This is a genomic window from Mediterranea massiliensis (assembly GCF_900128475.1).
GTDB lineage: Bacteria > Bacteroidota > Bacteroidia > Bacteroidales > Bacteroidaceae > Bacteroides > Bacteroides massiliensis_E.
Genome location: NZ_LT635839.1, coordinates 854,580 through 876,716, shown reverse-complemented (window position 1 = coordinate 876,716; position 22,137 = coordinate 854,580). Strand labels below are relative to the sequence as shown.

Below are 22,137 nucleotides of genomic sequence, written 5' to 3'. Positions count from 1 at the left end.
AAAGAGCGTGTGCTCCAGACGGGCATACGCTCTTTTTTCATATCATGGGAATCTATTCTCCTATTCCAAAATAATCTCATCCACAAACAGGAAACCCGGATTTCCCTTGCCGCCATGCCATGCCGGAATCTCATGCTCGGAAAGCGCCTTCACCTTGACGTAGCGCGTCTTTACAGGATCGAATTGCAACTTGTGGGTGTAAATCTGATTGGGATCATCAGCCTTCATCGCCGGATAGGATTCGGAAGCCACTTCCTTGAACGTCTGGTTGTCATCCGAAACCGATACCGTAATGCCACGGGCATCAAAGATCCAGTCACCCTTCTCCACACAAGTATGCAGTGTCATCGAAGAGATTTCCGTCGGTTCCTTCAGGTCGATCACGGCTTCCATATCGTTTTTGTAGAAGGCAATCCAGCGCCCCGTCTTATAGTTCATGTTGCCCGTCATGCCGTCCACCAGCACCGTAGCGCCGGTAAACTCGTATTGCTTGTTGATGGGCTGCAGCATGGTTATCGGCTTCATCGACGACTTGCTGAAGCTGATTTCATCAGTTGTCACCTTCGACTTACCAGAAGGACGGATAGCCACGGTACGAAGCGTACAAGGCTTGTCAATCTTCAACACTTCCGTATAGAGTTGCGAAGCACTGGTAGGCTCACTGCCGTCCAATGTATAATAAACAGGAGCATTGTCAATTGTACCGGCAGTCACATCAAGGGTACCGGTTTCCGTATTGGGTTTCAGTTCAAGCCGCACATCGAATATATGGGTGGCATAGTTCCATCCATTCTTCTGATAGATGTCCACCAGACGGCTTACCCGCTTCAGGAACGATTCGTAATCCTTCTGCCCGGACAGGCTCCACTGTACCTCGCACAGCGCTGCCATGCGTGGCAATACCATGTATTGTATCTGCTTCAGGTCCGGAATGTATTCGGTCCACAGGTTGGCCTGTACACCAATGATGTGCTTCTGCTCTTCGTCCGACAGCGCCTTGGGCATGGGTTCATAGCTATAGACACGTTCCATCGGCAGGTATCCTCCGATGGCCAGCGGTTCGGTATCCGTATCTTTCGACTGGTAGTAGTCAAAATACAGGTAAGTATTCGGGGTCATCACCACATCGTGCCCCTGCTTGGCCGCCTCAATGCCTCCACCTTCGCCGCGCCACGACATGACCGTAGCCCCGGGGGCAAGGCCGCCTTCCAGCGTTTCATCCCAACCGATCATCTTCCGTCCCTTCGTGGCAAGGAAGGCTTCGGCTTCGTGGATGACATAACTCTGCAAACGTTCTTCCTTGGTATGCCGGCTGTCGCTCTTCAAGCCCAACGCCTTGATGCGGGCCTGGCACTTGGGGCACTTCGCCCATACCGTCTTGGGACACTCGTCACCTCCCACATGGATGTATTCGGAGGGGAATATTTCCACGATTTCGGCCAGTACATCCTTGACAAACTGGATGGTCTTGTCATTGCCGGCGCACAGCACATTCTCCGAAACGCCCCACTGCGTCCATACTTCATACGGTCCGCCCGTACAGCCCAGTTCAGGATAAGCCGTCAAAGCCGCCTGCATGTGTCCGGGCAGATCAATCTCCGGAATGACCGTGATATAGCGCTCGGCGGCATAAGCCACGATTTCCTTCGCCTGCTCCTGGGTATAGAAGCCACCGTAAGGCTTTCCGTCGTATTTGCCGCCATTGCGTCCGATGACCGTTTCCTTGCGCTGCGAAGCAATCTCGGTCAGCTTCGGATATTTCTTGATTTCGATACGCCAACCCTGGTCATCGGAGAGATGCCAGTGAAGACGGTTGATGTTATGCAGAGCCAGCATGTCGATATAGGTCTTGACATCGTCCACGGAAAAGAAGTGACGGCTCACGTCCAGCATCATTCCCCGATAGCTAAAGCGCGGTTCGTCCGTTATCTGTACAGCCGGCAGTTCCACAGCGCCACCTTCGGCCACACCGACGGACTTGCGCAACGTCTGGATGCCATAGAACACACCGGCCTCCGTCGGCGCAGCAATCGTCACCCGGTCCTGATTCACCTCCAGCGTATAGGCTTCCGGGTTGTCGGCTTCCAGTCCCAGCGTCAGCAGGATACCTTTTCCTTCTTCACCGCCCTCTTTCACTTCCAGACGGATTCCCGTCTGCCGCTCCACGTAGGAAGCCAGGAACTCGGCATTCCGGCGCATCCGTTCGTTATCAGGCGTATAATGAATCGCCATACCTTCTTTCAACAGGAAAGGCTTCTCCTGCTCCACCGCAATTTCCCTGGGAATGGGAACGATTTCATAATCGGCTACCACGGGTGCCTTACCCGCACAGGAAGCCAACAGCCATCCGGCCACTGCCAGACTCCCCCAACTGACATTTGATAAAATTCGCATATTCAATAAACTTAAAAATTAATGACGACCTGACAACAGGTATTTTCCGCGTCAAGATAAGGAAAAAAATCGGGACAAACAAGCATCAGGGACAAATACTGCGAAAAAACATTTTCCAGAACAAGAAACGACGACGGCAGCACTATTTCTCAACCGTCTGTCCGGCTTCCACCCAGCCGTTAAAGCCCGTGGACAGTTCATAAACCTTGAAGCCCTTTTCACTCAATATGCGGGCGGCCTTCTTGCTCCGCTTGCCACTGCGGCAATAGAGGGCCACCGGCCGGGAAGGCTGCAATACAGAGTCGGCCACAGCAGCAAACGATTCGTCCAGCACATTGACGTTCACACTGCCGGGGATATGCCCTTCGGAGTATTCGGCCACCGTACGCACGTCCAGACGCTGGACATCCGGATCGCTGATGACATCGGCAAAATCGCCGACAGACAGGGATTCAAAACTTCCTCCCTTTTGCTGGCAGGAGAAGAAAGAGGAGAACAACAGACAAATGGATGCAAACAAAGTTTTCATGATAAAAATCGCTTTTATACGGTCTGCAGGCGCAAGATGTCCGGCAGATATTTATAAGATTGGAATATATTCAAAATGATAGGTACTTACTTCGCCCGAATAGGTATGTACATGGAAGTCCAACTCCACAACATCCACTCCCTCCACGGCATATCCCGCCAGGGGCACGGAGCAATAGGCCCGCTGGGTATAGGCCTGCGTATCGCCTCCATCGTCGTGATACAGGGTCAGTTCCACCGACGAACGGCGGGCTTCGGTATCGACCGTCACCCGGTTCTCCACGAAATGGAATTGATGCCGGGCGTGCTGGGCCTTGACTTCGAGCATCAGATTCAGGTAATTGCGCCCCAACCAGATGCTCAGCACATCCACGGGGTCGGTCTTTACGCCATCGGCAAACTTGTCGGCAGGCAAGGGTACAGGAGCAATAGCCGCCGACACGGCATACAGGCGTACCCCTTCCGTCCCCTCGGCCTGCACCACCTCGTAATTGCTGATGATGCGTACCAGCGAGTCGGGACGGGTCTGCAAACCGGAGTCGTCGGTCCATACCGGATATTCCTTTCCGTCATCGGCCACCACCCGGTCCAGCCATCCTTCCGCATCCGAATAGGCCGTCAGAAATTCCAGCCTGACGGACGGATAGTGATAGGCATCCTCCCCGCAGGCCGACAGCAGCAGACCGACCGTTATCCACACCCACATCCACAGACCGTATTTTCTTCCCTTCCTCATGCCTCCATCGCCTTCAAGTGGTTCTTCAACGGATTGGCATACATCTCCAGTATCTTCGTGCGCAGGAAGGATTCATCCTTGTTTGCCAACTGAATATGTTCTATCCGTTCCTCCAGATAAGACAGGAATTTCCACCGATCTTCCTCGGTATAATGTCCGGCATACACATAGGTCCCGGCCAGCAGGTCGGCCGCCACATAGTTGCACGGATACAACCGATAGCCCCGATGAATTTCCCGGTCAATCAGGGCGGAGACATGACTGAATAGTTCCTGACGGGGCATCTTGCGGTCCATAACAGCCAGCCGGTCGTTGATGCACGGGGCAATGTGGAAATGTACCCGTCCCTTGTAGCCCAACAGTCCTGTCTGCATGTTCTTCAGGTCGTCGGCCGTAGACTTCTTATAGTCGGGATGGTCGCGCTTCAACTGGAATTCCCAAGCCTTGAGGAAGTCACAGGGATCAAATTCATAGGAGATGGAAAGTGGAGCGATGTTCATCTGCATCAGCCGGTCCACCACATCGCCCTCCCCGCCGATGGCCAGCATCTTCAGCACACTGTCCTGCGTACGGTCGTCGGAGTCCTTGGCACGGCCTTCGCGCTGGGCTATCCAGATGGACTGCCGCTTCTCGCCGATGGTGTAGTGCATGTAACGCGACATGCGGGCCGACGATTCGAGCATCTGACGCATGGGAAGCCCCCGCTGCACAATGAACGACTTGTTGATGCGTACCAGCTTCTTGATCCAGGGATAGATGAGCAGGTTGTCGCCGATGGCTATCTCCACCGTATCGCCTCCATTGTCCACCAACAATACGGAAAGGAACCCTGAATCGAGAATGATGTCACGGTGGTTGGAGATATAGGTATAGGCCCCTGCCTTGTCGGCCAGCTCATTGTCCAGCGTCACCCCGTCCGAAGCCTCCTGCATGATCTTCTTCAATATCACATAGCCGAAAGCCTTCTGGAATTCCAGCTTCGTCCGGCAACTGCGCATCTTGGCGGCCAGCATTTCGAAAGGCACACCGGGAAAGGCAGCCATGGCCACCTGCCTGAAAGCGGGGTCGGCAATCAGCTCTTCATACACCCCGGGAAGCTCTTCGTCGTGGTAAGGGCGGATTTCATCAAATTCGTCGTACATAGCGATTCGTGGTTAAAACTTGTTTTCTATAATGTCTGTCATCACATCCTTGATGTCCAGGCCGGCCGCACGCACCTGCTGGGGAATGAAGCTGGTAGCCGTCATGCCGGGGGTCGTGTTCACCTCCAGCAGATTGATTTTGCTGCCTTCGGTGACGATGTAGTCCACACGGATAATGCCCTGTGCCCCCAGGATGTCATAGATGGCCGAAGTCAGCTTCTTCACCCGGTCGGCCAGTTCGTCGGGGATGCGGGCGGGCGTAATTTCGTCGGACTCGCCGTTGTACTTCGCCTTGTAGTCGAAGTATTCGTTGTGACTCACCACTTCGGTGATGGGGAAGACCACCGACTTGTCGCGCGTCTTGTAGCAACCGCAGGTCAGCTCGATGCCGTCCATAAAGGCTTCCACCACCACTTCCTGCGCTTCGTCGAAAGCCTTGGCAATGGCGGGCTGTATCTGTTCGCGTGTCTTCACCTTGGTCACGCCGAAGCTGGAGCCTCCCAGGCTGGGCTTGATGAAGCAGGGCAGGCCGATCTTCTCCACCACTTTGTCATCGGTAATGGTCTGTCCCTGACGCAAAAGGAGCGACTCAGCAATGCGCACGCCATAGGCATGCAGGTACTGGTTGCAGGCAAACTTGTCATACGTAAGCGCCGCCGCCAGCACGCCACAACAGGAGTACGGGATGCGGAGCATGTCGAAGTAGCCCTGCAGGCGTCCGTCCTCGCCCGGCGTACCGTGGATGGTGATGTAGGCAAAGTCGAACTTCACCTTCTGCCCGTCCAGCTGGAAGCTGAAGTCATTGCGATCCACGGGCAGCGTGCGTCCGTCGTCGAGCCGCACATGCCAGTCAAGACCGTGCATGCCTACTATATATAATGTATATTTCTCCTTGTCGATGAAGGAGTAAATCCCTTGTGCGCTGCGCAGGGAAACTTCATACTCGGAGGTATCGCCTCCGGCAACAATGGCAATCGTGCGTTTCATTCCAATTCTCTGTTACTGATGTAGCTTCTCCATTTGCCGATGAGGTTCGTCATGTCGTCGGGCAGTTCGGAAGTGAAGTACATTTCCTCACCGGTGACGGGATGGACAAAGCCCAGCGTCATGGCGTGGAGCGCCTGACGCGGGCAGATGTCAAAGCAGTTGTTTACAAATTGTTTGTATTTGGCAAAATGTGTACCTTTCAGGATTTCGTGGCCGCCGTAGCGTTCGTCGTTGAAGAGCACGTGGCCGATGTGTTTCATGTGCACGCGTATCTGGTGCGTGCGCCCCGTCTCGAGGATGCACTCGACGAGCGTGACGTAGCCGAAACGCTCCAGCACGCGATAGTGGGTCACGGCATGCTTGCCTTCGCCCTCGGGCAGGACAGCCATCTGGAGGCGGTCCTTGGGATTGCGGCCGATGTTGCCCACAATCGTTCCCTCGTCCTGCTCCACGTTGCCCCACACCAGGGCCCGGTAGCGGCGCTTGGTCGTCTTGTGGAAGAACTGCCAGCCCAGGTTGGTCTTGGCGTCAGCCGTCTTGGCAATGACCAGCAGGCCGGAGGTATCCTTGTCGATGCGGTGCACCAGCCCCAGGTGCGGGTCGTTGGCATCGTAGCCCTTGGTGTCCTTCAGGTGCCACGCGATGGCGTTCACCAGCGTGCCATGCCAGTTGCCATGGCCCGGATGCACCACCAGTCCGGCGGGTTTGTTGACCACCATCACGTAGTCGTCCTCATAGACCACGTTCAGCGGGATGTCTTCGGGCACCACTTCGTTGTCGTAGCGGGGGCGGTCCATCATCACCGTTATCACATCGAACGGCTTTACCTTGTAGCTGCTTTTCACGGGCTTGCCGTTGGCCATGACAAAGCCCGCGTCGGCCGCCTTCTGGATGCGGTTGCGCGAGGAGTTGGTGATGCGGTCGAAGAGATACTTGTCCACGCGCATCATCTCCTGCCCCTTGTCCACCACCACGCGGAAGTGTTCGTAGAGCTGGGCCTCGTCGCCCACCGGCTCCACGTCGTCCGGGCAATCGTTCTCTATATCGTCTATTATGTCAATGTCTTCTTCCATCATAGGCCGTCAAAACCAGTCTTCTTCTTCCAGCATCTGTTCGTCGGTCTGCGTAGATTCGGTCTGCGGGTTGCCCAGCGAGTCCGTACCCAGTGTCTCGTCGGGCTGGGGAGCCTCCTTACCGTTCCCGATAACCAGCGTGAGCGTGGCCCCCGTCGGCACCTTGTCGCCCAGCCTCAACACCTGTCCTCTGTATCTCACCTCGTACACCCAGTCCTTCTCGCCGGGAATGGAGTCGTTGTTCGTCAGCCGGAAACCGGCAGCCAGCAAACGGGCTTCAGCCTGGCGGACCGAACTGTTGTCGGCCACATCGGGCACTTCCTGCAACGGGGTGCTCAGCGTATTGATGGTCAAGTAGACCGTCCGTCCTTCCTTGACCCGCTGTCCGGCCACGGGATTATAGTCGAGCACACATCCCGCAGGCTGGTTTTTCACATAGCTGGAGTCGGCCACTACCGCCGTCAGTCCACGGTCGGCAAACATTTTCTGCGCATCCGCCAGGTCCAGCCCCTTGACATCGGGCACCACCACCGCTTCGCCGTGGCGGGTATAGACATCCAAAGCCTTCAGCACGCCGAATATCACCACAACCATCACCACGACCATCGCAATGATGTTTACCCAGAAAAAGCGGTTCTGCCGGAACGAGAAAAATTCTTTTATAGTCATAATCCTTCATTTATTGCGACAAAGATAGTGCAAACCGAGAGAAGTACAAAGCAAAAGCCATGATTTTGCTTTTACTTCCGAGGTGCAGCCTGTCTTATCCAAAAATGAAAATAAAGGTAAATACTACGTCATCCCGGCCTTGAGCCGGGATCCATGCCATGACTTTTGTTTGTGTGTACTGGATCCCGCATCAAGTGCGGGATGACTACGAAGTGCAGGGTAACGGGATAAATACGGGATGACGGAACGCCAGCCCTCCCCACCACGATGCAGCCCCAACTGCAAGCACAAAAGAAAAACCGCAAAAGACAGAAGCTATCTGACTTTTGCGGTCTTCTTATTTTTTCTTTCTACGAGAAGATGCTTATGCCTTCACGCCGTTGTATTCGTCGGAAACGGTCAGTTTCTTGCGACCTTTGGCGCGACGTGCTGCCAATACTCTGCGGCCATTGGCTGTAGCCATTCTCTCACGGAAACCGTGTTTGTTTTTTCTCTTTCTGTTAGAGGGTTGGAATGTTCTTTTCATTGCTGTATCTTGTTTTACGTTATTATTCTCACGAATTCGGGCTGCAAAAATAGGGAGTTTTTTCAAATAAACCAAGAGATAACTCATTTTCTCTCAAAAGTTTTTGTGTTTTTTACCGAATTGCATTAATTTTGCACCGCATTTCGCAAGGAAAGTACTCATTAATAACATATAATATATAAAAGAAGAAAGTTATGATTAATGCCCAAGACATTAAAATCGGAACTTGCATCCGTATGGACGGCAAGCTGTATTTCTGCATCGACTTCCTGCATGTAAAACCGGGAAAAGGCAATACCTTCATGCGTACCAAACTGAAAGACGTAGTGAACGGCTACGTACTGGAACGCCGCTTCAACATCGGTGAAAAGCTGGAAGACGTACGCGTAGAACGCCGCCCCTACCAGTTCCTCTACAAGGAAGGTGACGACTACATGTTCATGAACCAGGAAACATTCGACCAGATTCCCATCGCCCACGACCTGATCAACGGTGTGGACTTCCTGCTCGAAGGCCAGGTAGTGGACGTCGTATCGGATGCTTCTACCGAAACCGTGCTCTATGCCGACATGCCCATCAAGGTACAGCAGAAGGTTACCTATACCGAACCAGGCCTGAAAGGCGATACGGCAACCAACACGCTGAAGCCCGCCACCGTTGAATCGGGTGCCACTGTCCGCGTACCCCTCTTCATCAACGAAGGCGAAACCATCGAAATCGACACGCGCGACGGTTCTTACGTAGGACGCGTGAAGGCATAAAGAAGGAACGGGACATCCGTTTTCCCCATGAGACTGCTTCTTCATTTTTGAGGCAGTCTCATTTTTTATTTCCGGCAACACGATCCTTTGTAAGCATTTATACACAAGCATCTATTATTCTGCAACCGTCTGATTATCAGCACCCATAAAAACAGATACCATGAGTATAGGACTCAAGTACCATGAGTCGTATACAGATGGTACATGAGTCCTATACTCATGGTACCTCCCTCCGGGACTCATCCTGCACCGTTTCCAGTTTGTAAAGGAAATTCTCACCGCTCGAAGAAAAAAGAATGGTACATGTGCAAACTCTTCCCCGGAACCTCGGGCGGAACCGAATATTTTTCCTACTTTTGTACAACGGCTCCCCCGGGAGCAGGCATTCTTACGAAAAGTCAGACAAACCTATGAAATACTCATTCATCATCCCCGTGTACAACCGCCCCGACGAGGTGGACGAACTGCTGCAAAGCCTCACGACCCTGACGTTCCGCGATTTTGAAGTGCTGGTGGTGGAAGACGGGTCGTCGGTCCCCTGCCGCGACGTAGCCAAACGATACAGCGACCGGCTGGACCTGCACTACTACGCCAAGCCCAACTCCGGCCCCGGACAGACGCGCAACTACGGTGCCGAACGCAGCCGGGGGGAATACCTCATCATACTGGACTCCGACTGCATCCTGCCCCCGGACTATCTGGCTGCCGTCGAAAAGGAACTCCAGACGGCACCCGCCGACGCCTTCGGAGGCCCCGACCGGGCACACCCGTCGTTCAGCGACATCCAGAAGGCCATCAACTACTCCATGACCTCGTTCTTCACCACCGGCGGCATCCGCGGCGGCAAGAAAAAGATGGACAAGTTCTACCCCCGCAGCTTCAACATGGGCGTCCGCCGCGAAGTCTACCTGGCCCTGGGCGGATTTTCGAAGATGCGCTTCGGCGAGGACATCGACTTCAGTATCCGCATCTTCAAGGGCGGATACCGCTGCCGCCTCTTCCCCGATGCGTGGGTGTACCACAAGCGGCGTACGGACCTGAAGAAGTTCTTCAAGCAGGTACACAATTCGGGCATCGCCCGCATCAACCTCTACAAGAAGTACCCCGAATCGCTGAAGCTGGTCCATCTCCTGCCCGCCCTGTTCACGCTGGGCACGGCGGTGCTGCTCGTCGGAGCCCTGTTCTGTCCCTACGCCCTGCTGCCTCTCGTGCTCTATGCCCTGCTGGTGTGCACCGACTCGGCCGTGCAGAACCACAGCCTCCGCATCGGCCTCTACTCCATTGCCGCCGCCTACATCCAGCTCATCGGTTACGGCACCGGCTTCTGGCGCGCCTGGTGGAACCGCTGCGTTTGCCGGAAAGGAGAATTTGAAGCATTCAAAAAGAACTTTTATAAATGAAAAAGAAGCGGTGAGTGGTTAACGGTGAGCGGTGAGTATCCCCCATTAACCACTAACCACTAACCGTTAACCACTAACCACTATCACCATGGACAAACTCACCATCAAGCAACTGGCCGAAGCCGACCGCCCGCGTGAAAAGATGATGCAGAAGGGAGCCGAAGCCCTGACCGACGCCGAGCTGCTGGGCATCCTGATCGGCTCGGGCAATACGGACGAGAGTGCCGTGGCCCTGATGCAACGTATTCTCTCCGCCTGCGGCAACGACCTGAACCGGCTGGCCAAGTGGGAAGTGCGCGACTTCGCCCGCTTCAAAGGCATGGGACCCGCCAAAAGCATCACCGTCATGGCTGCCCTCGAACTGGGCAAACGCCGCAACCTCCAGACACCGGGCGAACGACCGGCCGTCCGGGCCTCCACCGATATCTACCGTCTCTTCCATCCCCTGCTGCGCGACCTGCCCACCGAAGAATTCTGGGTCCTGCTACTCAACCAGGCAGGTAAGGTGATAGACAAGGTCCGCATCAGCCGCGGCGGCATTGACCAGACCACGGCCGACGTGCGGGCCATCCTGCGCGAAGCCCTCCTCCAGCGGGCCACACAGATTGCCCTGGTACACAACCATCCGTCGGGCAACGTACGACCCAGCAACGACGACCTCCGGCTGACGCAGGTCGTTCAACGTGCCGCACAGACCATGAACATCCGTCTCGTAGACCACCTCATCGTGACCGACGGACACTACTACAGCTTCAACGACGAAGGCAATCTGTAACAAGGACTTAAAAAAAGTTTTTTATTTTCCACCTGTTGCATCTCAGGCAAATAAGTGTATTTCAGACAATTAATTAATCACCCTCTCCGAAGGGGAGAATCCCGTTTACTATATTACACCTGTTTTGTACAGAATTCCCCCCATGAAACTGATAAAGAGTGTAGATTTGCCCAAAAACCTGAAAAGTCTATGAAAGCAAGTATGAACTACACTACCCGCAAGCGGATATCCGAACGGACGAGCGGCTATCCCCACCTGCCAGCCCCTTTGCACGATGCTCCTCCCGGAGAAGGCTGTAAAGGATTACCAATACTATAAATAACACATTGATTATCAAAAAGATATAAAAACTATGTAACAAGTCTGTCACACAGATGTAACATTTCCCCGATACCTTTGCACCGCGAAATCTAAAGAAGAACATTATAACCAACTATAGTGTACAGACAAATAATAATTCACCAAACTAAAAATCTAATTTTATGCTGAATGTACAATCAAAAAAGAGGTGGACATTATTGCAAAGCGTAGTCTTTGTGATGTTCCTGCTAAGCAGTACCTTAGCATTTGCACAAAACAGAGTGACCGGTACAGTGAAAGACAAGACCGGTATGCCGCTTCCCGGCGTAAACGTCCTTGAAAAGGGCACAACCAACGGAAGCATCACGGATGTAGACGGAAAATACATCATTAATGTAGAAAAGGGCAAGACCCTTCAGTTCTCTTACATCGGTTTCACGACGCAGGAGATAACAGTCAACAAGAGTACCATCAATGTAACGCTGCAGGAAGACCTGCAGGCTTTGGACGAAGTCGTAGTCATCGGTTACGGTAGCATGAGCCGCAAGGATGTGACCAGCTCTATCACAACAGTCAAATCAGACAAGCTGAATGTAGGAACTTATACAGACCCTGCCCAGCTGCTGCAAGGTAAAGTTCCCGGTTTGACTATCACTCAAAGCAGCGACCCCAACGGAGGAACTTCATCCATCACGCTACGTGGTGCTTCTTCTCTGCGTGGCGGCGAAGCAATGGAACCCTATTACGTAGTAGACGGTGTGCCAGGTGTATCTTTGGCGTTAGTTGCACCTGAAGACATTGAGAGCATCGACGTACTCCGCGACGCTACCGCAACAGCCATCTACGGTTCAAAGGCAGCCAACGGTGTGATCATCGTTACTACCAAAAAAGGAAAAGCTGGCAAAGCAACGGTAAACTACAATGCATATGTAGCCATAGACAATGTAATGAAGAATCTCGACATGCTGTCGGCTTCTGAACTGCGCGCCTATGCACAACAGCATAACCTGACCCTCGGCAATGACTTCGGAGCTAGCACGGATTGGCAGAAAGAAGTACAGCGCACCGCCTTCACCCACAACCACAACGTATCCATCAGTGGAGGTTCGGAAAGCACAACCTACAACGCCAGTATCAACTATATGGACAGACAAGGTGTCATCAAGGGTACAGACATGGATCGCCTGATTGGACGCGCTTTTGTACAGACCAAAGCATTGAACGACCGTCTGACATTGTCCATGAACTTGAATGCCAGCATCACGAACAATTATTCCGTAGAAACCGGCGGCGACAACACCAGTGTATATGATGCCATGAACTATTATTCTCCGTTGGTACCTGTACGCGACGCTGAAGGAAACTGGAGCATCTATGAAGGCGTTTCGCAGAACTACAACCCGATGTCTTTGATCAACGAAGATACGTACAAGCATACCACCAAGAAACTACAGGGTACAGCCAAGGCCGAACTGGACATCATCGACGGACTGAAATGGAACGCCATGTTGTCTTATCAGAACGAACAGTTCTTGTGGGATGAATATCACACCAGCAAATCACAACTGACAACCGTAAAAGACAACGGACAGGCCCATCGCCGTACAACCCAGGACTACAGAAAGGTATTTGAAACATACTTGAACTATGACAAGACTTTCAACGATGTTCACAAACTGGGAGTCATGTTGGGTTATTCCTGGGAAGAAACAACGAAAGCCGATGGTTATGGTCTGACCGTCTATGACTTCTATAACGATGAAACCGGCTACAAGAACATGGGACTTGCCAACAAGATAGACGGGATGAACGGTGTTTGGTCGTCTGCCGAAAACACACTGCGTATGATTTCATTCTATGGACGTGTCAACTATAGCTTCAACAGCAAATATTTGTTGCAGGCTACTATCCGCCGAGATGGTTCTTCCGCTTTCGGTGAAAACAACCGTTGGGCAACCTTCCCCTCCTTCTCTGCAGCATGGCGTATCTCTGAAGAAGATTTTGCCCAAGACTGGGGATTTGATGACTTGAAGCTGCGCGCTGGTTATGGTATCAGTGGTAACTCTTTGGGATTTGACCCGTATTTTTCAAGAATGGTCTATGGAGGAACTGGTTGGTTCCAGTATACAGACGGCAACCAATACCATACAATTGGCGCCTTAAGAAACAACAATCCCGATTTGAAATGGGAAACAACCTCCATGTTTAATGTCGGCATTGACTTCTCCGTTCTTGGAGGCCGCTTGGGCGCAACTGTAGAATATTATAGCAAGCAGACTTCCGACTTGATTCTGGACTATGCAGTTTCAACCAACAGATATCCGTTCGGAACCATGTATGCCAATGTCGGCGACATCAGCAACAAAGGTATTGAAGTCAGCATCAACGCTATTCCAGTAAAGACCAAAGACTTCCAATGGAGCACCACATTGAACTTGTCTCATAACAAGAACGTGGTAGAGAAAATCTCCAATGATACATATTCGGTAGATTATATCAACAAAGCGAACCCCAACATCGGCGGTTTCTCAGGTACGAACTCCATTCAGCGCATCATGGAAGGTGAACCTATCGGTACATTCTATACCTATCATTGGGAAGGCTATAACGCAGACGGTGTTTCCGTATTCTCAGACTATGATGAAAACGGTAATTACGTGGGTACTACCACTACTCCGAACGAAGGCGACCGTGTAAAAATAGAAGGTTCCGCACAACCCAAGCTGAATTTGGGCTGGAACAACACACTGAATTATAAGGATTGGACATTGACGGCATTCTTCCAAGGTACGTTCGGAAATAAGATTTTCAACGCAACACGTGCCCAGTACAACAACGTAACAAACTTGGGACAAGGCAAGAACGGTTTGAAAGAAATTCTGGAACGGAACATGCCTAAAGATGTCAACGCGCAAGCACCGTCTGACCGCTATATCGAAAACGGCAGCTACCTACGTCTGTCCACCCTGAGCTTGAGTTACGACTTCGGCAGACTGGGAAACTGGATCAACAACCTGAAGTTGACCGCTACTTGCAACAACGTCTTCACAATTACCGGCTATAAAGGTACCGACCCCGAAGTCAGCTTAGGCGGTGTAGAACCGGGTGTTGACTGGCGAAATTCATTCTATCCGCGTACCCGCACATTTATGCTGGGACTGAATGTTAACTTCTAATTAACTGATAAACTGAAACAAATATGAAAAAGATATCTAAATTACTTGTATCAATCGGACTATTGGCCACGGCAACTACCGGCTGTACCGATCTTGATGTGGATATAACGTCGCAATATACAGAATATCCTGACTCGGAGATTGCGATTGAAGCCAAAATGGCAAATGTTTACTATTCATTTCGTGCTGCATTAGGCCGCCGTTATAATGAGGCTTGTGAATTTTCGAGCGATGAATTTACCGGAATCTCGTTCGACGGCGACTATTACGACAACGGCGATTATGCACTTCCGTCACTACACAAAGTTACTCCTGACACGCACTGCGTTGATTGGTATGGAGACATTACAGCAGGTATTACAAACTGCAACAGAGCCATCGTCGACTTCGGCGGTGAAGATGCTCCGGCTGCAGCTCCAGCACTAGCCATGCGTGCCTTCTATCACTTTATTCTGATGGATATGTTCGGAGCAACCCCCATCCTGGACCACCTGTTGGATGACGACGAAGCTATAGACCGTTCTCCTCGTCCGGAGGTAGCTGCCTTCATTGAACAAGACTTATTGAAAGCACTTCCCAACCTAACCCAAGAGAACAATGCAAGCACCTACGGCAAGCCAAACTATTGGATGGCAAAAGCATTGCTTGCCAAGCTGTACATCAACTGGGGTGTCTATTCTTGTGCAGATGTAGCGACTTATGACCCTAATACAGTCGAAAATAAAAAACTGGATGAATGCATCGCCATCTGTGATGAAATTATGCAGCAAGGGCCCTTTGACCTGAGCGACGGATATCGCGAAAAATTCTGGCCGGAAAACGGTTCCCATATCAAAGATTTCATTTATGCAATGCCTTACGACCGTATTACAGCTCAAGGAATGACATATGCCCGTTTCCGCACTTGGCGTCAAATGAATGGTCCAGACCTTTCGTTCTACGGCTTCAAACTAAATGCATCAGTAGGCGGTATGTTTGCGGTAAATTCCAATGTGGTAGACTTGCTTTCACTGCCTGGCGATGAACGCAACCTGTCAATTGTTGGTGGGCCGGTTTACTATTATGACGAGAACCGTAATATCAGTGATGAACCATACATTTACGATGGAAATGGATTCAATGGACAACTGGTATTTACCAAAGAAATCACCTTAAAATCCAACTCACAATCTGACATGGAACAACTCAATACGGGTAAAAGCGTTGAAGGATGGTCACAAGGATACAAATCTGTCAAATGGTTCCCTACCTATGACGATTATCTCAATGGACGTAACCAAAGCAATGATGTGCCTATCTTCCGCTACGCAGACATCATCTTGACGAAGGCAGAAGCACTCCTCCGCGGCGGCGCATCGACCAATGGTGATACACCGCAAACGCTGCTGAACCAAATTCGTGCGTATGTCAATGCTCCCGCATTCGAAGGGAATCCAACGCTGGATGATATTTTGGACGAACGCGGCCGTGAGTTCTTCGATGAGAACTGGCGTCGCAACGACCTGATCCGCTTCGGTCGCTTCGAAGACGACTGGGGATATAAGAACACCGTCAATCCGGCAGCAAAAACTGAATTGTTCCGTCGTATTTTCCCGATTCCGACCGGTGTAATGGAAACCAACACCAACTGGACACAGAACCCCGGATACTAATCACTCAAAATAAGGTTTTATAAGGTAAAAACAAGCGATTGTTTTTAGAGTAAACAAGGAAGCTCCGTGTAACCGGAGGTGTAAAAAAACATTAAGTTTTCATTCCCCCCTTCCCAGAGGGGGGAATTCAGTCACCCATCTCTATTCTGACACACCTCTGCAAATGCACGGAGCTTCTATTTTACCACTCTAAAGACTCACAGAGACAGAACCATGCACCGACTTCCTACAAGGATAATGTCATCGTTCCGATAGCAGCAGCCGGCAGGCTCTTCCAGAAGCCCGCCCGTTTCTGCTATTTGTCTTTTTATCACGTTACAAACAAACATCATTAAATAAGCCATAAGCATTATGAGAATATTCCGAACCTTATCCTGCGCCCTGCTGGCATATTGCCTGGCAGACACAGGGATGGCCACAGCAACACCGCACAATCATGCAACCGCCGAGTTGACGGCTTCACAAGATTCCTATCCGCTGTCCCGATACGTCGATCCGCGCATCGGTTCCGAAGGACTGGGACGCGTATTCATCGGCCCTTCCTGCCCCTTCGGCATGGTGAAACCCTCGCCCGACTGTACACCCTCACCCAACAGCGGCTGGCTGCCCATGCCTGCACGGGTGGACGGCTTTGCCCAGGTACACGTCAGCGGAACGGGCGGCGGCCCCAAGTACGGGAACATCCTGGTAACACCCTTCTGCGGTGCACTGGACCGCACACAGCACATCGACTACCGCGAGTACGAAAACATCCGCCTGGGCTACTACGACACCCGCTTCCAGCAGAGCGGCATTCGGACGGAGATAACGACTGCCGAACGGGCCTCGTTCTACCGCTTCACCTATCCGCAGGCCGACAAGTCGCTGGCCATTGACGCAGGCTTCTTCCTGGGCGAAAGCCCTATACCCGATACACGCGAGGCACAGCAGTTTGTCGGTTCCGAAATACAGATCCTCTCCGACCACGAGGTATGCGGTTACACCCGCATCCGTGGAGGTTGGAACAACGGCCGGGCCTACACCGTGTACTTCTATGCAGAGACCGACCAACCCTTCAGTGAAACGGCCACCTGGAAAGGCGACAGCATCACTACAGACCGCACCCAATATGATTCCCACCAGAAGACCGGTGCCCTGCTCCGCTTCAAGGGCGACAGCCATACGCTGCAGCTTAAAATAGGAATCTCCTTCCTGAGCTGTCTGCGGGCCAAAGCCAATGCACACAACGAAATTCCCCACTGGTCGTTCGAGGAGGTACACAACCGACTGTTGGCCCAATGGGAAGCCCTCTTCTCGAAAATAGAGATAGACGAAAAAGCCCCCGAGGCCCACAAACGGATGTTCTACACCGGCCTGTACCACACCATGCTAATGCCGGTAGACCGCACCGGAGAGAATCCGTTGTGGAGCGACCCGGAACCCTACTACGACGACTTCTACGCCATTTGGGATACCTACCGAGCCTCCTCTCCCCTCATCACCCTCATCGACCCCGACAGGGAAGTGAGCATCGTCCGCTCGCTGGTGAACATCTACAAACGCGACGGCTACATGCCCGATGCCCGCAGCGGCAACTGCAACGGACGTACGCAAGGCGGCTCGAATGCGGAAATCGTCATTGCCGACGCCTTTGTAAAGGGGCTGAAAGGCATTGACTACGAACTGGCCCTGCAGGCCATGCTGAAGGATGCCACGGTAGATCCGGGCGGCAACCATGAAGCGGAGGGACGCGGTGGACTGCGCGAATACCTGGAGTTGGGATATGTGCCCTGGGGTATCGACCGCGCCGGCAACCGTACCGTGGAATACAGCTACTGCGACTATGCTATCGCCACCGTGGCAAAAGGACTGGGCAAAGAGGAACTCTACCGCCACTACCTGAAACAAAGCGGCAACTGGAAGAACCTGTGGCGTGACGACTACCGGCACAGCGGAGCACAGGGGTTCATCATGCCGCGCGACGCCCACGGGCAATGGCTGGACAGCCTGCCCTACGGCCACAGCCGCGTGATGCAGCTCAAATACGTCTACACGCCCATGACTTTCGAAGGGCCCTGGTACACACCCTGGTGGAGCATGTTCTTCTATGAAGCCTCCTCGTGGGAATACTCGTTGAGCATCCCGCACGACGTGCCGGGACTGATTGCCAAATGCGGAGGCCCGCAAGCCTTCGAACAGCGGCTGGACACGTTCTTCATCCGTAAGTACTACAACGTGAACAACGAGCCTTCGTTCCTCACACCCTGCCTCTACCACTGGCTGGGCAAGCCCTGGCGGAGCAGTGACCGCATCCACACCATCGTGGAAGAGAGTTACAACGACGGTCCAGTAGGGCTGCCGGGCAACGATGACTCGGGAGCCATGTCGTCGTGGCTGGCTTTCCACATGATGGGCCTCTACCCCAATGCGGGACAGGACTACTACCTCATCAACACGCCGCTGCTGCGCACCACCACCCTGCATCTGGAGGGCGGACATGACTTCCGTATCGTGGCCGAAGGACTTTCGGAGAAGAACCGCTACATCCAGAGTGCCACACTGAACGGGCAGGACTATCCCTACTCCACCCTGCGCCACAAGGACCTGACGGCGGGCGGTACGCTGGTACTGAAAATGGGAAAGAAACCCTCGGAATGGGGAAAGGAAATGTTCAAACCTGAAAAATAAAGAAAGGAATATGAAACAAAAAATAGCTATGACTCTGCTCCTCCTGTGTATTGCCCTGGGAGGAGCCGCCCAGAACGCGCTGCCCGACACGCTGCTCTTCGTATTTAAGCTGCACGGACAGACGCGCAAGTATGAAATGACCTTTACGCCCAAGAATGACGCTGTTGTGCTGAACTGGCGCATTCTGCGCAACCTGCACTGGCAGAAAGGCACGTACACCCTGACACCCCAGGCCCTGCAAAAGGCGACCCAGCTGAGCTTCCTCATGCCTGAGGACAAACGGCACGTCACGCTGCCCGACGACCAGACGGCCTACCTCTTGTCGCAGGAAGCCTACCGCAGCCTCAAGGCACGACAACGCTTCGCCTATAACCACACGGAATATGAGCTGCTGGACAGTAACGAACGGGCCGCAGGCTTCGCCCTGCTGCATGTGCGCGACACCCTGGAAGGCGGAGAAATGTGGATTCTGGACAATCCCTCCCTGCCCCTCGTATGGAGCATGCAGAACAATCCGTTGGAAATAAACTGGCGGGTGGAAATCAAACAATAAAAAACAAGCGCGGATGGCACGGAAACACACAGAAGAAGACTCCCTGTGAAAAGGCCCGTACCATCCGTGCCTGTCAAACGAAAAATCAGTCAACGCCGTCCAGCAATCCCATAAAATAACGGCGCAACTCCTTCCAATCATAATAAGGCCCTTCGACGGCAACAAGAGGCAGATGCACTTCACGCTCGTTGTGAAGCAGCTTCACCAGCACATCGCCCGCCTCATTGCGGAAAAAGACAAGCTGCAGGTTGGCAGCCATCGGCGAAACGCGGTAGTCCTGCCAAGCCAGATGGAACTTCTCGATATCCGCCTCACGACCCTCACAACCTTCCACTCCCATCAGGGCAAGCAACCGGATGAGATGGGTATCGTGCCCGAAACGCAGGTCGGCACACGGCTTGCCTCCGGCGATGGCCTTATCAGCACTCTCGACGATGTTTCGCAGCAAAGGCGCTGCCTGACGGGGCATCAATCCCCCGTTGAGCGGAGCGGCGGCATTGCACACGTACATGCGGGCATTCACCACCTTCCACAACGACATCAGTTCATCATAGGTAAAGAGATCAAAAAAAACGACTCCCTTCAGATGGTCGCAATTCTGCATGTCGATGGCAATCCAATAGATATCTTCCATCAACTTCCGTTGCTGCGCGTAAGTCAGAGGCACGGCTGGAGCAACCAGAGCTTTCACAAAACGTTCCGGCTGTATCTGCTCCTGTTCGAAACGGCGGAAGTCCGCACGCCAGGATGCCGTATCGGAACAGAAAGCCTCTGCCTGGGACGAAGTATGGGCAATATAGTCCATATAACTCTGATAAGCCCGACGGCTGACACGCAAGCGGGGATTCTGCTCCTTCAAAGCCTCGGTGAAATAACTCATACTCATGGCACAGCGGAGCGATGTGGACGAGCGGGCATCCACCAAGGCACTGTCAGCAAAGACCGACGGGAACGAGGCAAACATGCGGCAGGCAATGTCGTGATGCTGACGTTCGCCCAGCGGCGTGATGTTGCCGCTACGGCCACGGGCGTCTTCCCACACCCGATGCAAACGCCCGCGAACATCCTCGCCCAACGGAGTGAGAGCCTGTGCCACAGCCAACGAATCGAAAGCATCGACCACTACCTTGTAATGGGCATCATCGGTACGCCAACGTGAGCCATGACGGCCGTAGTGCGAGATGTAGAACGGTTCAAATCCCGCAGGGGCCGGTGTCTGGCTGACGGCTGGTGCCGGATAGGCAAAATAGATACTGCCCAGTTCTTCTTCCGTGGGCCTCAGCTGAGCGGTGGCAGTAGCCACCGCACACACGCATATACATAAAAAGAGAGCTATTCTGTTCATAACGGTTCAAGCATTTAAGATTTTCATTGGGCCACCACGACATTCGTCGAAGCCTTCTGCTTCAGCAACTCGCCGGAAGCAGCTATCGGACGGGTATCACCCCACGTCAGACGGGGACAGTTGATGAAAATATCACTGGCGGTATCGATATAGAAGCCGTAGACCTTATCGTTCACAAAGCCTTCACCGTCGCATGGACGCTTGTCGTAGACACCGCCCGGATAGTCCGTACGCTTCAACAACTGAAGATTGATGTCATCGAAATAGATGTGGTTCACCTTACCGGGAACATCCCCGCCGACAAAGATACCGTTCTCGCTGATGCACTTCACATTGGAGAACCAGATGCGGCTCACCTCCCCACAACGGCCTTCGGTAGCGCCCTTGGGGAAACGCCAGCCGGCATCCTTATGGTTGCCCACGGCACGCGGATAGGAAGTGACGTAAATGGGTTCGGCCTTGCCCCACCACACATCCGACCACAGACGGCAATCGACAATCATGTTGTCGAATACGACATTCGTCACGGTTCCTTCGTCACGGTTCTGGATGCCGATACCCCGGTTACTGTCACGGACGATGCAGTTGTTGAACAGGACGTTGTTGATGACATCCATATTCTCGGAACCTATCTTGATGGCACATGAACGCGAAACCATGGTACAGTTTGTCACCACAATGTCCTCGCAGGAGCCATATTCCTCGAACTCGCGCCGGTTCTTCAGACAGATACAGTCGTCGCCCGACTCGATGTAACAGTTGGCAATGCGTACATGACGGGAATGGTCTACGTCAATGCCGTCGCCGTTGCGTATCTTCAGGTTGTTGCGGATGCTGATGCCGTCGATGACCGCATCCTTGCAACCGATGAGATGGACGGTCCAATAGGGACTGTTGCAGATGGTGACATCCCGAATAACCAGACGGTCGATGGCTTCCAGCGTCAACACATGCGGACGGGGATCGAAGTCGGTCACGGGCTTCAGTTCGTACGAGTCTTCCAGTTCCTTGCCCATAAAGGCCACGCCGTTGCCGTCGATGGTACCTGTGCCGGTGATGAAAACCTGCTTCAGATTCTTTCCGCTGATCCACATCATGCCTTCGCCCCGGTTCTCTCGAAAAGCGCTCTCGGTATAGACGGTTTCATCGGGATTGGCCAGCAGACGCGAATTGGCCTCCAGATGCAACTCCACAAACGAGGCCAGCTTGAACGGACTGCACAGGAAAGTATGGCCCGCCGGTACCAATACCCGGCCGCCACCGGCTTTTGTACAGGCATCGACTGCTGCCTGGATAGCCGGTGCATCATCGGCCTTTCCATCACCTACAGCCCCGAAATCCATGATGTTGAACACATTGCCCGACTGTTTCTGCCCTCCGCAGGACGTCAGCAACAAACAACAGAAAACGAAAATAATATTCTTGATATTCATATAGTTAATTTAATGTTCAA

The 22,137-nt window shown here is 52.8% G+C and carries 17 protein-coding genes; 7 read left to right on the top strand and 10 right to left on the bottom strand.

All coding sequences use genetic code 11. From position 1 onward, the window contains the following. Positions 1-60: 60 nt before the first annotated feature. The 8 genes from BQ7483_RS17050 to rpmH all read right to left on the bottom strand — a co-directional run bounded on the left by BQ7483_RS17050 (position 61) and on the right by rpmH (position 8,055). Complete coding sequence (locus BQ7483_RS17050; RefSeq protein WP_072546708.1) at positions 61-2,394, bottom strand: glycoside hydrolase family 20 protein; 2,334 nt, start codon at positions 2,392-2,394, stop codon at positions 61-63. A 142-nt stretch (positions 2,395-2,536) separates the two neighbouring features. Then, on the bottom strand, positions 2,537-2,923 hold the full coding sequence (locus BQ7483_RS17045) for a rhodanese-like domain-containing protein (RefSeq protein ID WP_072546707.1): 387 nt from the start codon (positions 2,921-2,923) through the stop codon (positions 2,537-2,539). Positions 2,924-2,974: 51 nt separating this feature from the next. Next, entirely contained in the window at positions 2,975-3,658 is a 684-nt protein-coding gene (locus tag BQ7483_RS17040) for a NigD1/NigD2 family lipoprotein (protein ID WP_072546706.1), read from the bottom strand. Further along, the gene (locus BQ7483_RS17035; protein ID WP_072546705.1) at positions 3,655-4,800 is read right to left on the bottom strand and encodes an acyltransferase; all 1,146 of its coding nucleotides are present in this window, start codon (positions 4,798-4,800) and stop codon (positions 3,655-3,657) included. The genes BQ7483_RS17040 and BQ7483_RS17035 overlap by 4 nt, the downstream gene beginning before the upstream one ends. Before the next feature lie 12 nt (positions 4,801-4,812). After that, the gene (locus BQ7483_RS17030) at positions 4,813-5,787 is read right to left on the bottom strand and encodes a D-alanine--D-alanine ligase (RefSeq protein ID WP_072546704.1); all 975 of its coding nucleotides are present in this window, start codon (positions 5,785-5,787) and stop codon (positions 4,813-4,815) included. Continuing rightward, complete coding sequence (locus tag BQ7483_RS17025) at positions 5,784-6,860, bottom strand: RluA family pseudouridine synthase (protein WP_407657236.1); 1,077 nt, start codon at positions 6,858-6,860, stop codon at positions 5,784-5,786. The genes BQ7483_RS17030 and BQ7483_RS17025 overlap by 4 nt, the downstream gene beginning before the upstream one ends. 9 nt (positions 6,861-6,869) lie before the next feature. Beyond that, the gene (locus BQ7483_RS17020) at positions 6,870-7,529 is read right to left on the bottom strand and encodes a PASTA domain-containing protein (protein WP_072546702.1); all 660 of its coding nucleotides are present in this window, start codon (positions 7,527-7,529) and stop codon (positions 6,870-6,872) included. 364 nt (positions 7,530-7,893) lie between these two features. Further along, positions 7,894-8,055 (bottom strand): 50S ribosomal protein L34, encoded by a 162-nt coding sequence (gene rpmH, locus BQ7483_RS17015; protein WP_004292199.1) that lies wholly within the window; start codon positions 8,053-8,055, stop codon positions 7,894-7,896. Between the two features lie 194 nt (positions 8,056-8,249). Between rpmH and efp the strand changes: the two genes are divergently transcribed. The 7 genes from efp to BQ7483_RS16980 all read left to right on the top strand — a co-directional run bounded on the left by efp (position 8,250) and on the right by BQ7483_RS16980 (position 19,339). Further along, on the top strand, positions 8,250-8,816 hold the full coding sequence (efp, locus tag BQ7483_RS17010) for an elongation factor P (RefSeq protein WP_022019843.1): 567 nt from the start codon (positions 8,250-8,252) through the stop codon (positions 8,814-8,816). 410 nt (positions 8,817-9,226) lie between these two features. Then, the gene (locus BQ7483_RS17005; RefSeq protein WP_072546701.1) at positions 9,227-10,216 is read left to right on the top strand and encodes a glycosyltransferase family 2 protein; all 990 of its coding nucleotides are present in this window, start codon (positions 9,227-9,229) and stop codon (positions 10,214-10,216) included. An 88-nt stretch (positions 10,217-10,304) separates the two neighbouring features. After that, positions 10,305-10,991: a RadC family protein gene (radC, locus tag BQ7483_RS17000; protein WP_072546700.1), complete on the top strand. Its 687-nt coding sequence runs from the start codon at positions 10,305-10,307 to the stop codon at positions 10,989-10,991. A gap of 482 nt (positions 10,992-11,473) precedes the next feature. Beyond that, entirely contained in the window at positions 11,474-14,467 is a 2,994-nt protein-coding gene (locus BQ7483_RS16995) for a SusC/RagA family TonB-linked outer membrane protein (RefSeq protein ID WP_072546699.1), read from the top strand. Positions 14,468-14,490: 23 nt separating this feature from the next. Continuing rightward, positions 14,491-16,119 carry a RagB/SusD family nutrient uptake outer membrane protein gene (locus tag BQ7483_RS16990; RefSeq protein ID WP_022019837.1) on the top strand — a complete coding sequence of 543 codons (1,629 nt, stop codon included), beginning with the start codon at positions 14,491-14,493 and terminating at the stop codon, positions 16,117-16,119. A 411-nt stretch (positions 16,120-16,530) separates the two neighbouring features. Then, positions 16,531-18,786, top strand: a complete 2,256-nt coding sequence (locus BQ7483_RS16985; RefSeq protein ID WP_083535777.1) for a GH92 family glycosyl hydrolase — start codon at positions 16,531-16,533, stop codon at positions 18,784-18,786. 10 nt (positions 18,787-18,796) lie between these two features. Continuing rightward, on the top strand, positions 18,797-19,339 hold the full coding sequence (locus tag BQ7483_RS16980; RefSeq protein WP_022019835.1) for a hypothetical protein: 543 nt from the start codon (positions 18,797-18,799) through the stop codon (positions 19,337-19,339). 85 nt (positions 19,340-19,424) lie between these two features. Here BQ7483_RS16980 and BQ7483_RS16975 read toward each other — a convergent pair whose 3' ends face one another. Next, entirely contained in the window at positions 19,425-20,684 is a 1,260-nt protein-coding gene (locus BQ7483_RS16975) for a histidine-type phosphatase (protein ID WP_072546697.1), read from the bottom strand. Positions 20,685-20,707: 23 nt separating this feature from the next. Continuing rightward, positions 20,708-22,117, bottom strand: a complete 1,410-nt coding sequence (locus tag BQ7483_RS16970) for a glycoside hydrolase family 28 protein (protein ID WP_022019833.1) — start codon at positions 22,115-22,117, stop codon at positions 20,708-20,710. Between the last annotated feature and the right edge of the window lie 20 nt (positions 22,118-22,137).